Here is a 12,521-nt window from a genome sequence, read left to right as displayed (position 1 = left end):
CAAATCACATTAATCAAAACAAAATTATGTATTTAGACAAGACAAAGAAGGCAGAAATCTTCGCACAGTATGGTAAGGCACAGAGCACAACTGATACAGGTTCAGCTGAGAGCCAGATTGCTCTTTTCTCTTATCGTATCAAGCACTTGACCGAGCACGTAAAGAAGAACCGCAAGGACTACGTTACAACTCGTTCATTGACACAGCTCGTTGGTAAGCGTCGTGCATTGCTCGATTACCTCTACGATCGCGACATTGAGCGTTACCGTGCTATCATCAAGGCTTTGGGTCTCCGTAAGTAAGATTTCTGAACGCAAAAAAATAAAGGGTAAGAAAGTTAAAGTTGGTTTATCCATACTTTACTTTCTTACCTTTTTTCTTTTCTCCTGCTACTATTCTATTTGTTCTTAAGAGATAGTTTTGTTTCCTTTTCTATATTATCTCAATATTCTAAGTATTAGAATGTCCGTGTAAGAGGGTTTTCTAAAAGATTTTAGAAGCCTTGATTTTTCTTTACATTATCTTCTGATATTATAGTGGAAGTAGTGTGAAAAACGGTCTTTTTATGCACCTTTGTAACTCTTTTGTGTTGAGGAAGTTACAAGAGTACTTTGTAAAAGGTGCTTTGTTGGCTTGCGAAAGGGCGTTAATAAGACTTCAAAAGGGCACCTTTTAGAAGCCAAAAGTGCGTTAATTCGAATCCAATTAAGCCTTAATAAAAATCGAAGTGGTGAAAAATATTTACAAAGAGGTTGGTAATTACGGTATAATTTGCTTTAACAGAAAATCGGTCATCGCATATTAAGAGATAATACACAATGACCGACTTGGCTTTTAATCTTTTTTGTTGGAGTTTGAAAACTCAATATTATTCGTATCCGTTATACGGATAGTCAACTCTTATTTCTTAATCACTTTCTTACCATCAATGATATAGATGCCAGCAGGGAGTTCTTCCCAAGTCTTTGACAGGCGAACACCTTGCAGTGTAAAGATATTCTTTGCGGTATTTTTGTTGTAATTAATCGAATTAATTGCAGTAGGAGTGTTTGATTCACTGATGGTGTTGAAGACGTTACGTAGTACAAGTGGGTTCCATGTATCTTGTCGTTGTCTGTTTCGCTCAAGCTCTAAATGTATTTCGTATGAATGGTTAGGCTCTAACAGTGAAGCAGAGAATGTGATACGTGTTTGGGCTGCATTGTTGTCTGCATCACAAGGGAGATAAACATTACGGACTGTTCCTAATTCAATCCACTTATTACTTGTCAAATCGAGTAGGCGATAATGGATAGGTCCACGATAACCATTTCTTATCTGATAGCCAGATACTTTAGAATGTACTTGTAGGCTGATATTCTTAATCTTTTTAAGTTGGAAGGTACTGTAATTAGCGTATTCACCATCAACATAGTAGTCGAGGAAAGTTAATTCAATATTTCCATTATTGACATAAGGTAGAACCTCAATTTCAAATGGCTCTTTCATATCAATAGGAACAATGGTTTCTGTTCCTTTTCGATTGACCTTTATAGATAGTTTGACGTCATATTTACCTCTTGGAAGATTACCTAAAGTTGGTTTGTTGTAATATAGTGGAAGCATATTAATGACAAAGGTAGTTCGCCCAAGGCGTTGTGCAACAACGTTTGGAGTAAGTAGATAACCATTATATTCTTGCTTTGTTTCTTGATTTTTAAGTGTCATCACAAGTTCACCACGCACCTCTTCGCGTCCAGGGTTGTACATCGTAAAGCTGTATGCACCCTTAAATCCAGAACCTTCATAGTAAGGTGCAAGTAGGCTTGGTGCCTTCTCAATAATAACTACATCCTTTGGGTTGTTTGTATTGAATTGTACTGCATTTGGAGTGAGTTTTACTTCTATCTCATTGGCGTGATTGATTGGCTTCCAGTCACCGTGTTCCTTCGTCTTGGTATCGAGCATCTCAGAGAATACTGGTACTAAACGGTAGTTTCCGTCAGCAATACCCTTAAAGTTAATATCAGCAACATCAAAGGACATGGAAGTAAAGATAGATGCCCAAGTCTGGTCGCTTGCAGTTGAGTTGAAGATTTTTACTTGTTCGTTCTTGTCATTATAAAGGGCAAGTGCAACCTTCCCAGTGAATACACCAAGTTCACCTTTCACCGAACTATACGAACCTAACTTCTCAATCTTTGCACTGAAACTTTCAGAACGGTTTGCTTCTGTCTTGTCAATAGTAAGCGATGTGGTGGTTCTTGCATCTAATCCGCGCTCGATATCCTTAAAAGGTACTGCCTTACCGTCGTTAGGATGGGCAAAGACAACTGAGATGTCGTCCCAGAATGTTCCACTATTGAGGGCAAAGCCTGAAACATTAAGAGTTACTATGTTGATGTCGAAGTATCCGTCGTTTTCGCCTCCCCAGCCCCAGTTGGTGTGAATGAGCCCCTGCTCATCATAGCCATCATAAACAAAGGCATGAGGTCCACCTACTACTAAGACAGGGTATCCGTCTGAAATTTCTTGCATCACCTCATTGAGGAACTCATTGGCAGGAAGGAAGTTTTTGTCAAGATAACGCACGGTATAGTCGAACTTGTCGCGAAGTGCATTGCAGGCATATTGTAAGTTTGAGTCACTACCTCTATAATAGTATCTCATATTGACAGCCTTACCGATGTCAGACATCAATACGCCAACGGCTTGTCGAGAATGTTCCGTTCTCATCTCATTAGTCGTGTTCTTCATTTCATCCCACCAATAAGTAGCGCTCTTCTTAGCATCATCACCTGTTGATGCTATATAATCTTGTGGTCGATTCTTAGGCCATTTATTGTAGAACATCACCTGTGCTGTGGCTGTTGCAACACAACCAGTAGGTGTATGCTGTCCATTACTTAGTGGGGTGTACTTATTGAAAGGGTCATACTGGCTCCACTTACAAGTAAGCAAGGGCTCTACTTTTCGTTTGATAGGACGCTGTGGAGTAATAGTTGCAGCTTTAGAACGCACCTCTTTTACAACACGTTCATATTCCTTTAAGAACAGTTTGAAGTAGGGAGGCTGGTCGTTGGGGTTTTCTGTCATCTTATCTCCATAACCTACGAGTTCGTTGAGTTTACTTTCTCCAGAGATAATAACGAATTTCTTGTTGTTTGGATTAGTAAAAATGTAATAAGCTGGTTGCTCATTAGCTTGTGATGAGCGGGTTTTTGGAGTATCGTTCGATAGTTTTGGGTTGTTGATGTATTTAGTTGCTATACTCAAAGCACGTGCTTTGGTGATGGGTTCTGCGTTAACAAGTAGAATGTTTGTAAACACAGTTAGCACTAATAATAAAGTTCTTTTCATTTGTTTATCTTATTAGTCAATTATATTGGTTTGTTATATTTTATATCAGGTTCTATACGTTTAGAAGACTTTGAAATAGGTAGATTTGACTTGTTTTCTTTTAGGTTGATGCTTTATTCTTCCCATATCTCTTTTAAAGGAAGCATTACAAAGTCACGTTCCTCCATTAAGGGGTGGGGAACGATAAGGTCTGGTTCATTGATATTAAGTTGGTCATAAAGCAGAATATCAATATCAATGATACGGTCTGTGTATTGTGCATTGATTGTTTTCTTCACTCTTCCCATCTCATGTTCTATGGCTTGTGTAGCCTCTAATAACTGTCTTGGGGCAAGTGGAGTAGAGGCACATACACAAGCATTGAGGAAGAGATTAGGACTCTTAAACCCCCAAGGCTCCGTTTCATGAAAAGAAGATTGGCGCAAAACTGTGCCAATCTTGTCTTCTATCCGTGCTATCGCCTCATGCATAATGGCTTTTCTGTTGCCAAGATTTGTGCCGAGAGATAAATAGACTTTGTGCATATTAATCGTTGAGAATCAACAAAGAGTCACCGAAGCAACCAAACATATAACCATTCTTCACTGCCATGTCGTATGCTTCCATCACAAGGTCATAGCCACCGAAAGCTGCTGTTTCCATCAACAAAGTTGAGTATGGATGATAGAAGTTAACCAACATTGAATCTGCAAAGCCGAAGTTGTAAGGAGGGAAGATGAACTCATTGGTCCACCCATCAAACTCTTTCAGCATACCATCAGTACCAACGGCAGTCTCTGTAGCCTTAACAACACTCGCACCAACGGCACAAAGGCGATGTCCAGCTTTCTTTGCGCCATTAGCGATACGGCAAGCATCTGCGTTAATGTGCATTTCCTCTGAATCCATCTTATGCTTTGTAAGGTCTTCCACTTCAATGTCATGGAAGTTACCCAAGCCACAATGTAAGGTGATGAAAGCTTTCTTGATACCCTTAATATCCATCATCTTCATCATTTGTTCCGAGAAATGGATATTTGTTCCAGGTGCAGAGACTGCACCTTCATGCTTAGCAAAGACAGACTGAAAGTTCTCCATATCGTCAGCCGTTGCGTGGGCAAACTCTTCCCCTTCCTCCTTTGGACGGTTGTCAATGATGTAACGTGGTAATGGAGCTTCTCCCAATGCGAATAACTCACGCTTAAACTCATCATGTGGGCAGTCGTAAAGGAAGCGAAGTGTACGACCGCGAGATGTCGTATTGTCAATAACCTCAGCCACCATTGTACCAGATTCGTCAAAGAAAAGCTTGTTTCCAATACGAATCTTACGTGCAGGCTCAACCAATACGTCCCACAAACGCATCTCCTGATTCAGTTCACGAAGAAGGAATACCTCAATCTTTGCATCGGTCTTCTCCTTTGTTCCATACAAACGAGCAGGGAAAACCTTTGTGTCATTGAAGATAAAAGCGTCGCCTTCATCAAAGTAATTGAACACATCTTTGAAACGAATGTAGTCCTCTTCTTTAGGTTCACCATTGATTTCACCCTTGAACATGTCAATCTTTCCAGACTTACGGTGTAATACCATCAGCCTACCTTCGTCACGACGTGTAACGGTAAAGGTCTGTGTGCTACCGTCAGTACGTGTTAGTACGCGCTCAGATGAATGTGGATATAAGGCTACCTGCTCTTTAGGTAAGTTGAATTTAAACTGTGAAAGCTTCATATTTTTATATTGGGGAGTTTATTATTTTTCTATTGTTTGTTGCTGAAGCCATACGTTAAACTGGTCATAGTTAACGCAATCTTCTACTCGAATGTCTCCAACACGTGTGCGGCGTAATGCTATGAGATAGGCTCCGCTATTCATTGCACGCCCAAAGTCGCGTGCTAATGCACGGATATATGTTCCTTTACCACAGACGACGCGGATTGATAGTTGCATCTTATCCGCATCAAAGTCTAATACTTCTATCTCATCAATGCGGATATTCTTCGGTTTCAGAGTTACGTCCTTGCCTTTTCTACGATAGTCGAAAGCACGCTTACCATCCACCTTTACAGCACTGTAAGTTGGTGGAATCTGCTCGATATCACCCACAAACTGAGGAAGTGTAGCGTTTATCAGCTCCCTTGTTATGTATTCTGTTGGGAATGATTCATTCACCTCATGCTCCATATCGTAGCTTGGTGTTGTTGCTCCTAACTGAAGGGTAGCTGTATATTCTTTTGTATGTGTCTGTAAAGTCTCAATCTGCTTTGTCATCTTACCCGTAGCAAGGATGAGTACTCCTGTTGCCAAAGGGTCTAATGTACCAGCATGACCAATCTTAACCTTTCCGTCATTCGCCTGTGTACAAAGGTAACGTACGTGCGCCAATGCTTTGAAACTGGTTATTCCGTAGGGCTTGTCGATAGGGATGATTACTCCTTCTTTGAAGTTCATTAGGACAATAAATATATAGGATTAGTCAACCATATTCAGTGGAATATCACAGAGCAGCATTATAATAATGATAACACCAACGATGATACGATACCAACCGAACCACTTGAAACCATATTTTGCAAGGAAACTTACAAACCACTTCATTGCCAATAGCGCAACGATGAATGATACAACACAGCCTACAGCGAGCATTATAAGGTTATGAGCAGACGCCCATGTGCTGTCACCTTTTAATAAGTCAAGCAGGTCAAGCAGCGTTGCACCAGCCATAGTAGGCACAGCGAGGAAGAATGAGAACTCCGCTGCACGCTTACGTGTCAGTTCGTTTGCCATACCACCAACGATAGTTGCCATAGAACGGCTTGTACCAGGAATAACTGATAAACACTGGAAAAGTCCAATACTAAAAGCACGTTTCTCCGTTACTTTGTTCTCTTCTTTTCCCTTATTGAAGATTTTATCACAGAAGAGCATGAAGATACCACCTACGACAAGCATAATGGCTACTACCCAAACAGAGTCGAGAAGCCAGTCAAGCAGTCCGCTTTTCTTGGTTGCTAAACCAATGACAACTGCTGGCAGAACACCTATAAAGAGCAACCAGTAGAATTTTATGGGGTGAATAATCCTTTTGAAAGAACTTGTCTCCTCTGCAGGTACAGGTGTATGGTCAATATGGAAGAAACGTTTCCAATAAAGACATACTACAGAGAGGATAGCACCAAACTGTATGATGAAGATGAAGGCATGTACAAACTCGTCACCAGATGGTACACCTAAAAGATTCTGTGTGATAATCATGTGACCCGTAGATGACACTGGAAGGAACTCAGTCAGTCCTTCAACAATTGAGATAATAATCGTTTGTAGAAGTGTCATTATTCCTCCACTTCTTTAGTATCTTTTGGCTGATAGAGAATCGCACCAATGATAGAGATAAATCCAATGAAGGTAACAATAGGCGCTACCTTGATGTGGCGGGCACTGAAGATGTCTGGATCAAATACGGTTTCAGTAGATGCTCCACCACTCATAAGGATAAAGCCGAGAATAACAACGGCTACACCTATAGCCAACAAAATAAAGTTGGTCTTACCAAAAGCTAAATTTCTTTTGTCCATATTCTATTTTTGAAGAGTTCAAGGGGACTGAGATTGAGAAGTTAAAAAGATTAGTTGGAATGATGAGTTTTTCTCTTTTCCATCTATTAAGAAGCTTTTACTCTCTTATCTTTTCCCTTTTTTACTGTTCCTTTTAAATCTTATATAAGTCACCTGCCTTCATGCGCAGGAACTTGTTTACTGACAACCATGCGCAGAAGGTTGCAATAATCACACCAAAAGCTAACATTACGATTGCTGTGATAATCAATGCATCCCATGACAATAATTTCGTGATCTCTGGTTCCTTTTCATAGAGGAGACATATTCCTATACCCAAGACTGCAATAGCCAATAGGGCTGAAACTAATCCTTCTAATACTGCACGGCGCAAGAATGGCGCACGGATAAAACTCCATGAACCACCAACAAGTTTCATCGTGTGGATTGAGAAACGATGTGCATAGATACTCAATCGGATAGTGTTGTTAATCAGAGAGAATGAGATGATGGTGAGCAATACAGCAATAACCAATAACACCAAACTGATCTTACCCAATGTTTGGTTTACACTTTCTACCAAACTCTGTGGATAAGTGATGTCACTCACACCACGATAGGTACGCAATTGCTGAACAATATTGCGGATAGAGTCATTGTTAGCATAATTAGCCTTCAACTGTACTTCTATCTCACCCGTAAACGGATTCTCACCTGCAAATTCGGCAGGGTTGGCACCTAATTCTTTAGTTCCATCCTTCAACGCCTGCTCTTTACTGATAAAATTCAAGCTATTGATATAATGCAAGGTGCGAATACGCTCGCAGAGAGCAGTACTCTCTTCCGTATTCATATCGGGTTGGAGAATCATTGTGATAGTCAGATTCTCCTTTACATAAGAACTAAGATTGCGACTGGTAAAGCCTGTAAGTACAACTATACCAATCAGCATCAGTACCATAGCTGTACTGATACATAGTGTGACAACCTGCAGACTATGACGACTGCGGGCTTTGTTTCTTTTTTTTGCCATTTCTTTAATAAGGTATAATACACCAAAGTTGTTGCAAAGATACTGCAAAATAAGGTAACGACAAAGGAAATTATGCTTTATTTAGAGATAAAAGATGAAACTTGTGAGCATATTACTATGGAAGGGAAGGTAGGGGAGATATGCTCGAAAGTTTTAAAATAATTACGTTGTGTTTTTCCTTCAACTGTTATAGGGGTCATCTAATGTCTCCTTTTTATGCTAATAAGTAGGCTAAGTTCAAAGGTGATAATTTTCTATTTTGTAATAAAAAACTCATACTTGAAAATAAAAAGATGCTCTTTAAGGCTCTTAAAGACGCCTAATTGGTTTCTAAAAGGTGCCCTTTTGAGGTCTTATTAACGCCCTTTTGAAGTCCAATTAAGCACCTTTTACAATGTGGTTGACTATGCCTAAATTTACTTCACACTTTTTTGGTTATTGTTACTGAATTGGTTTACACATTTTTTACTTGCTTCCTGAACAGCTTTACCTCCCCCATGGAAACTTTACTGATTCGCTTTACATAATCATAAACTTTGACAATGAAGTCCGAACGTGTGTAGCACATGTTCAAAGTTAATATTTTTCCTTCAACTTACAAAAATTAATACTATGAAAAGCACAGAAAGCCTTATGCCACATTGCAGTGCCTTTCTCTCATTTGTCTTGGCGTAAGCATGCCGTTACTCATATGGGGTCTCTTATTGTTGTAGAAGTCTATGATACCAGCAATAGTGCATCGTGCATCATCGAGGTTCTTCGGTCGTTTCATGTGGTAGAGCCACTCTTGCTTTATTATTCCGTTCACTCTTTCGGCGATTGCATTATCTGTAGGGTTGTAGTCTTCAGTCATGCTTATGCCTGAGTGTATACTCTCCAGCCTTGCCACGTAGGCGTTGCTGCAGTATTGAACCCCACGATCAGAGTGGTGCGTCATCAGCGAGAGATCCATACCCTGTGACTGTTCTATTGCCATGTCTAGGGCAGCAAGCGTATTGACAGCCTGCAGACTGTCAGAAAGCTTCCATCCGATTATCTCATGAGTGAACGCATCGGTTATGAGGTGAAGATAGACCACACCATCCTCAGTATCTATATACGTGATGTCTGCTACCCAGAGTTGTGCAGGACGTGTAAGAACCATTCCTTTTGCCGTGTTCTTATACTTGAAATAGTTGTGATTGGAGTTCGTGGTGTGGCGACATCTGGATGGCTTCAGCATAAGGTGATGCTTGTGCATTAGCTGGTAGAACCTGTCGCGCCCAAGCATTAAGCCTGGATAGATATCCATAAGCATGTGCAAAAGTTTCTGTGCTCCTATTCGAGGAGCATCTGCACGAACATCCATTACTGCACGTACGACAATTTTCTCAGTAAGTTTACGGTGCTCCCTCTTCTCCTTACTCACAGAGTAATAGCCTTCACGAGTCTTGCCAAACAGTCCACTCAGCAGCCCAATTGATAAACGAGGGTTGCTGACTCGAAGGCTGTCTACTGCCTGGCGCCAGCTTTTTTTAGCAAATCTTCACCGTATTCCTTACTGCTTATCTCTATGACTTTCATCAAACCTTGATTGCGAAGTTCAGAATACTCCAAAGCTTTCTTCAAATTGGATACTTGTTCTTCAAGCTCTTCCTCACGCGTTAGAGGGGCTTTCTCCATAGCTTTCTTACTACGCATAGCTTTTACTTTAGTAATAATATCATGCGACAAAGATAGCTTTTTTTCATCTAAATCATACTTTTTTTGCCATTGATAAAAGCTGGCACTATTAATGTCGTACTTACGACAGATGAAATTAATTGACACTTCGGATGAGTAATACTCACGAAGTAAAGTGAGAATAAAGTTCTCACTGAATGTTCTGTGTTTAGAATGTTTACTTCCCATTTTGAATTTTAAATGTTAAAATGATGTGAAGTAAATCTGCTATAAGACAGGTTTTGTAACTATCTGATTTGTATTAAGTTACAAAGGTGCTTAAAAAGGATGTTTTTACTTTTTTAGATGAATATTTTAAGAAATAATGTAAATAATTTTCGCAGCTCTTAATACGGTGAGAATGCTGTTGTGTTTCCGTATAAAATATTTATAAATCGTATGTGCTTTGCAATAAAATCATGCAAAATACGTTTAACATATATAGTCTTTAACAAAATAAATAACAAAACCTATGAAACGAATAGCTATTCTAATCGTATTAGTTACATCAACTTTGGTATCAATGGCACAGAATAAACCTGGTACATGGTCAGTGATACCGCATGTTGGAGTGTCTATATCTTCTTTGTTAGGAGGTTCTGGAATTTACGAAATTGGTGACAATGAGATTGTGGAGGTTAAACCCCATGCATTATTAGGCTTTATTGGTGGAGCAGATGTGGTGTATCAAGCATCAGATGTTGTTGGCGTTTCAGCTGGTTTATCTTTTGTTCAAGCAGGTTGTAAGTTAAAAGATGATAAAGGAAAGAACTCTGTAGTATATAATCGTAATTTGCGAATGAATTATCTTGCTATGCCGATTTTAATCCATAGTTATCTATTACCAGGATTTTCAGTAAAGGCAGGAATAGAGCCAACTTTGTTACTTGGTGCAAAAAGTCATGAAGTACAACAGTCGTTTGATGTGGATAAAGAGGGTAAAAAGTCAAACTTCTCTGAGGAGGAGTTTACCATTGATGTGAAGAATGGGATGCGCAAGATAGGTCTTTCTATACCTATTGGTGTTAGCTATGAATACGAAAACGTTGTGTTAGGGGCGCTATATCATGTGGGAGTATTTAATATTTATAAGGATGGTGAATCATCTCGTAATAGCATATTTGAGGTGTCGGTCGGTTATAAATTAAATCTTTAAAATAGCTCGTAACTCTTTCTTCAATTATTGAGAAAGTATTGTATTAATTGATTTTATTGGTATGCAAGATTTCATTTCATAATGGGGTGGAAAGGACTGTTTGTGTGAATAAATTATTTGTAATGATTAATATTTTTAGCAAATAGGACTGAAATTTGAAAAAAATGCAGTAAGTTTGCACATTATATTAAGTATGATGAAACGGAACTTTTTAATCACATTATTTCTAATAATGGGCTTGAGTGCTATCGCTCAAGAGCATCATCCTGTGTCTGTTCATAGCGATGAACGCCCATCAATGGATAAAGTGCAAGCATATATTGATTCATTACATTCGCTGAGAGATAGCGTTTTTATGTCTAAGGCTCCAAAGAATAGATGTGGACAAAAACTTCAGAAGAATAGGATGCGTTTGTTTATGCCGCTGACCTATTATGGTAATGTGGCTGAAAGTTTGTTTACACGTGATAGAAAAGAAAACCCTATTCTTGCAGAGTTGATGCATCTTTATTTGACACGTCCCGACCTTGTGGAGGGTACTGATCGTATGGTGCAGCAACAGCAAACGAAGTTAGATGATATTAAAGCACCGATACACCATGACGTGACCTTGGTTGAGAAGGTGGTAGAACGCCCTGTTGACCCAGCGACTGTTCCTGTGGAAGTTATGGTGAAGCGTCCTAATTTCTGGACTTTCAATGGTGATTACGCCTTGCAATTCTTACAGAATTATGTGTCTGGAAACTGGTATAAAGGTGGCGAAAGCAACTATTCTGCATTGGCTTCTTTGGTGATGCAGGCTAATTACAACAATAAGCAGAAGGTGAAGTGGGAGAATCGTTTGGAATTGAAATATGGTTTGCAAAGTAGCCGTTCAGACTCTTTGCATAGCTTCAAGAGTACAGAGGATTTGATTCGTCTTACTTCTAAACTGGGATTACAGGCAACAAAACGTTGGTATTATACAGTACAATTCGTTGGTAACACGCAGTTTAGCCATTCTTATCGTTCGAATGATCCAAAGATTTATTCAGCCTTTGCCGCTCCGTTGAACTTAAACCTCTCTATCGGTATGGATTACTCGGTTGACTGGTTACATCATCGGTTGAAGGGTAACTTCCATTTAGCACCATTGGCTTATAACATGAAGTACACTCGTGTGTTGGATCTGACCAGTCGCTTAGGCATGAAGGATGGCAATCATTTCCTGCATGACTTCGGTTCTGAGTTTACTGTTGATTTAGAATGGAAGTTGATGGAAGCCTTGACTTGGAAGACACGATTGTATGGCTATTCTACTTATAAGCGCACTGAGTTGGAATGGGAAAATACATTTACCTTCCGATTCAATCGTTATATTTCAAGTCGTGTGTTTATCTATCCTCGTTTTGATGATGGAGTACGGCGTGTTGATAATCACACCTTCTGGCAGATGAAGGAGTTTGCCTCAATAGGATTCCAGTATGGTTTTTAATGGAATCCATAATCAGCAAATAGAGCAATACTTGTCTAAAAAAGTGTTTTTTCTAATGCACTTCTATTCACAATACTTTTTATTCCCCTCTCTTTAGAAAAGGGGATGTAAGTTTGAAATAGCTACAATCCTTTTATTTTTTTAATTCAAATAACTTTGATATACAAGAAATTTATGTATATTTGTACCCCAATTAATATTAATACCTTTTTTATGTAAATGCATTGCGTTCAAATGTAGAGGGAGTCTAATTCTTTTAATAAATTAATATCAACAATAATAATA

Annotated in this window: 12 protein-coding genes; 3 read left to right on the top strand and 9 right to left on the bottom strand. The window is 39.2% G+C overall.

The features are described from left to right. Positions 1–26 precede the first annotated feature (26 nt). A complete protein-coding gene (gene rpsO, locus J5A56_RS01285; RefSeq protein ID WP_004360506.1) occupies positions 27–302 on the top strand; it encodes a 30S ribosomal protein S15 in 276 nt (91 codons plus the stop codon). A gap of 598 nt (positions 303–900) precedes the next feature. Here rpsO and J5A56_RS01280 read toward each other — a convergent pair. The 9 genes from J5A56_RS01280 to J5A56_RS01240 form a co-directional block, all read right to left on the bottom strand. After that, positions 901–3,339, bottom strand: a complete 2,439-nt coding sequence (locus J5A56_RS01280; RefSeq protein WP_021672876.1) for a C10 family peptidase — start codon at positions 3,337–3,339, stop codon at positions 901–903. Positions 3,340–3,452: 113 nt separating this feature from the next. Further along, positions 3,453–3,863: a 2-amino-4-hydroxy-6-hydroxymethyldihydropteridine diphosphokinase gene (folK, locus tag J5A56_RS01275; protein ID WP_021672877.1), complete on the bottom strand. Its 411-nt coding sequence runs from the start codon at positions 3,861–3,863 to the stop codon at positions 3,453–3,455. A 1-nt stretch (position 3,864) separates the two neighbouring features. Next, complete coding sequence (locus J5A56_RS01270; protein ID WP_021672878.1) at positions 3,865–5,049, bottom strand: S-adenosylmethionine:tRNA ribosyltransferase-isomerase; 1,185 nt, start codon at positions 5,047–5,049, stop codon at positions 3,865–3,867. A gap of 21 nt (positions 5,050–5,070) precedes the next feature. Further along, entirely contained in the window at positions 5,071–5,769 is a 699-nt protein-coding gene (truB, locus tag J5A56_RS01265; protein ID WP_021672879.1) for a tRNA pseudouridine(55) synthase TruB, read from the bottom strand. Positions 5,770–5,790: 21 nt separating this feature from the next. Beyond that, complete coding sequence (locus J5A56_RS01260; RefSeq protein ID WP_021672880.1) at positions 5,791–6,651, bottom strand: undecaprenyl-diphosphate phosphatase; 861 nt, start codon at positions 6,649–6,651, stop codon at positions 5,791–5,793. Continuing rightward, positions 6,651–6,893 (bottom strand): DUF3098 domain-containing protein, encoded by a 243-nt coding sequence (locus J5A56_RS01255; protein WP_021672881.1) that lies wholly within the window; start codon positions 6,891–6,893, stop codon positions 6,651–6,653. The genes J5A56_RS01260 and J5A56_RS01255 overlap by 1 nt, the downstream gene beginning before the upstream one ends. Positions 6,894–7,026: 133 nt before the next feature. Beyond that, positions 7,027–7,905, bottom strand: coding sequence for a cell division protein FtsX (locus tag J5A56_RS01250; protein ID WP_021672882.1), 879 nt, complete (start codon positions 7,903–7,905; stop codon positions 7,027–7,029). A 631-nt stretch (positions 7,906–8,536) separates the two neighbouring features. Next, positions 8,537–9,346: an IS3 family transposase gene (locus J5A56_RS01245; protein ID WP_249112063.1), complete on the bottom strand. Its 810-nt coding sequence runs from the start codon at positions 9,344–9,346 to the stop codon at positions 8,537–8,539. Between the two features lie 50 nt (positions 9,347–9,396). Beyond that, positions 9,397–9,795 (bottom strand): transposase, encoded by a 399-nt coding sequence (locus J5A56_RS01240; RefSeq protein WP_021670644.1) that lies wholly within the window; start codon positions 9,793–9,795, stop codon positions 9,397–9,399. 283 nt (positions 9,796–10,078) lie between these two features. Between J5A56_RS01240 and J5A56_RS01235 the strand changes: the two genes are divergently transcribed. Both J5A56_RS01235 and J5A56_RS01230 read left to right on the top strand, forming a co-directional pair. Further along, positions 10,079–10,762: a porin family protein gene (locus J5A56_RS01235; RefSeq protein WP_021671075.1), complete on the top strand. Its 684-nt coding sequence runs from the start codon at positions 10,079–10,081 to the stop codon at positions 10,760–10,762. A 196-nt stretch (positions 10,763–10,958) separates the two neighbouring features. After that, the gene (locus tag J5A56_RS01230) at positions 10,959–12,236 is read left to right on the top strand and encodes a DUF3078 domain-containing protein (protein WP_036919033.1); all 1,278 of its coding nucleotides are present in this window, start codon (positions 10,959–10,961) and stop codon (positions 12,234–12,236) included. The last annotated feature ends 285 nt before the right edge of the window (positions 12,237–12,521 follow it).

This window comes from Prevotella melaninogenica, from assembly GCF_018128065.1.
Classification (GTDB): Bacteria; Bacteroidota; Bacteroidia; order Bacteroidales; family Bacteroidaceae; genus Prevotella.
Note: the sequence above shows the minus strand (reverse complement) of the source record. Positions and strands in the feature narration are given on the sequence as shown.

Excerpts from the sequence above, each read along its gene's own strand:
- rpsO (WP_004360506.1), top strand. The coding sequence starts at position 27 with ATGTATTTAGACAAGACAAAGAAGGCAGAAATCTTCGCACAGTATGGT.
- J5A56_RS01280 (WP_021672876.1), bottom strand. The coding sequence starts at position 3,339 with ATGAAAAGAACTTTATTATTAGTGCTAACTGTGTTTACAAACATTCTA.
- folK (WP_021672877.1), bottom strand. The coding sequence starts at position 3,863 with ATGCACAAAGTCTATTTATCTCTCGGCACAAATCTTGGCAACAGAAAA.
- J5A56_RS01270 (WP_021672878.1), bottom strand. The coding sequence starts at position 5,049 with ATGAAGCTTTCACAGTTTAAATTCAACTTACCTAAAGAGCAGGTAGCC.
- truB (WP_021672879.1), bottom strand. The coding sequence starts at position 5,769 with ATGAACTTCAAAGAAGGAGTAATCATCCCTATCGACAAGCCCTACGGA.
- J5A56_RS01260 (WP_021672880.1), bottom strand. The coding sequence starts at position 6,651 with ATGACACTTCTACAAACGATTATTATCTCAATTGTTGAAGGACTGACT.
- J5A56_RS01255 (WP_021672881.1), bottom strand. The coding sequence starts at position 6,893 with ATGGACAAAAGAAATTTAGCTTTTGGTAAGACCAACTTTATTTTGTTG.
- J5A56_RS01250 (WP_021672882.1), bottom strand. The coding sequence starts at position 7,905 with ATGGCAAAAAAAAGAAACAAAGCCCGCAGTCGTCATAGTCTGCAGGTT.
- J5A56_RS01240 (WP_021670644.1), bottom strand. The coding sequence starts at position 9,795 with ATGGGAAGTAAACATTCTAAACACAGAACATTCAGTGAGAACTTTATT.
- J5A56_RS01235 (WP_021671075.1), top strand. The coding sequence starts at position 10,079 with ATGAAACGAATAGCTATTCTAATCGTATTAGTTACATCAACTTTGGTA.
- J5A56_RS01230 (WP_036919033.1), top strand. The coding sequence starts at position 10,959 with ATGAAACGGAACTTTTTAATCACATTATTTCTAATAATGGGCTTGAGT.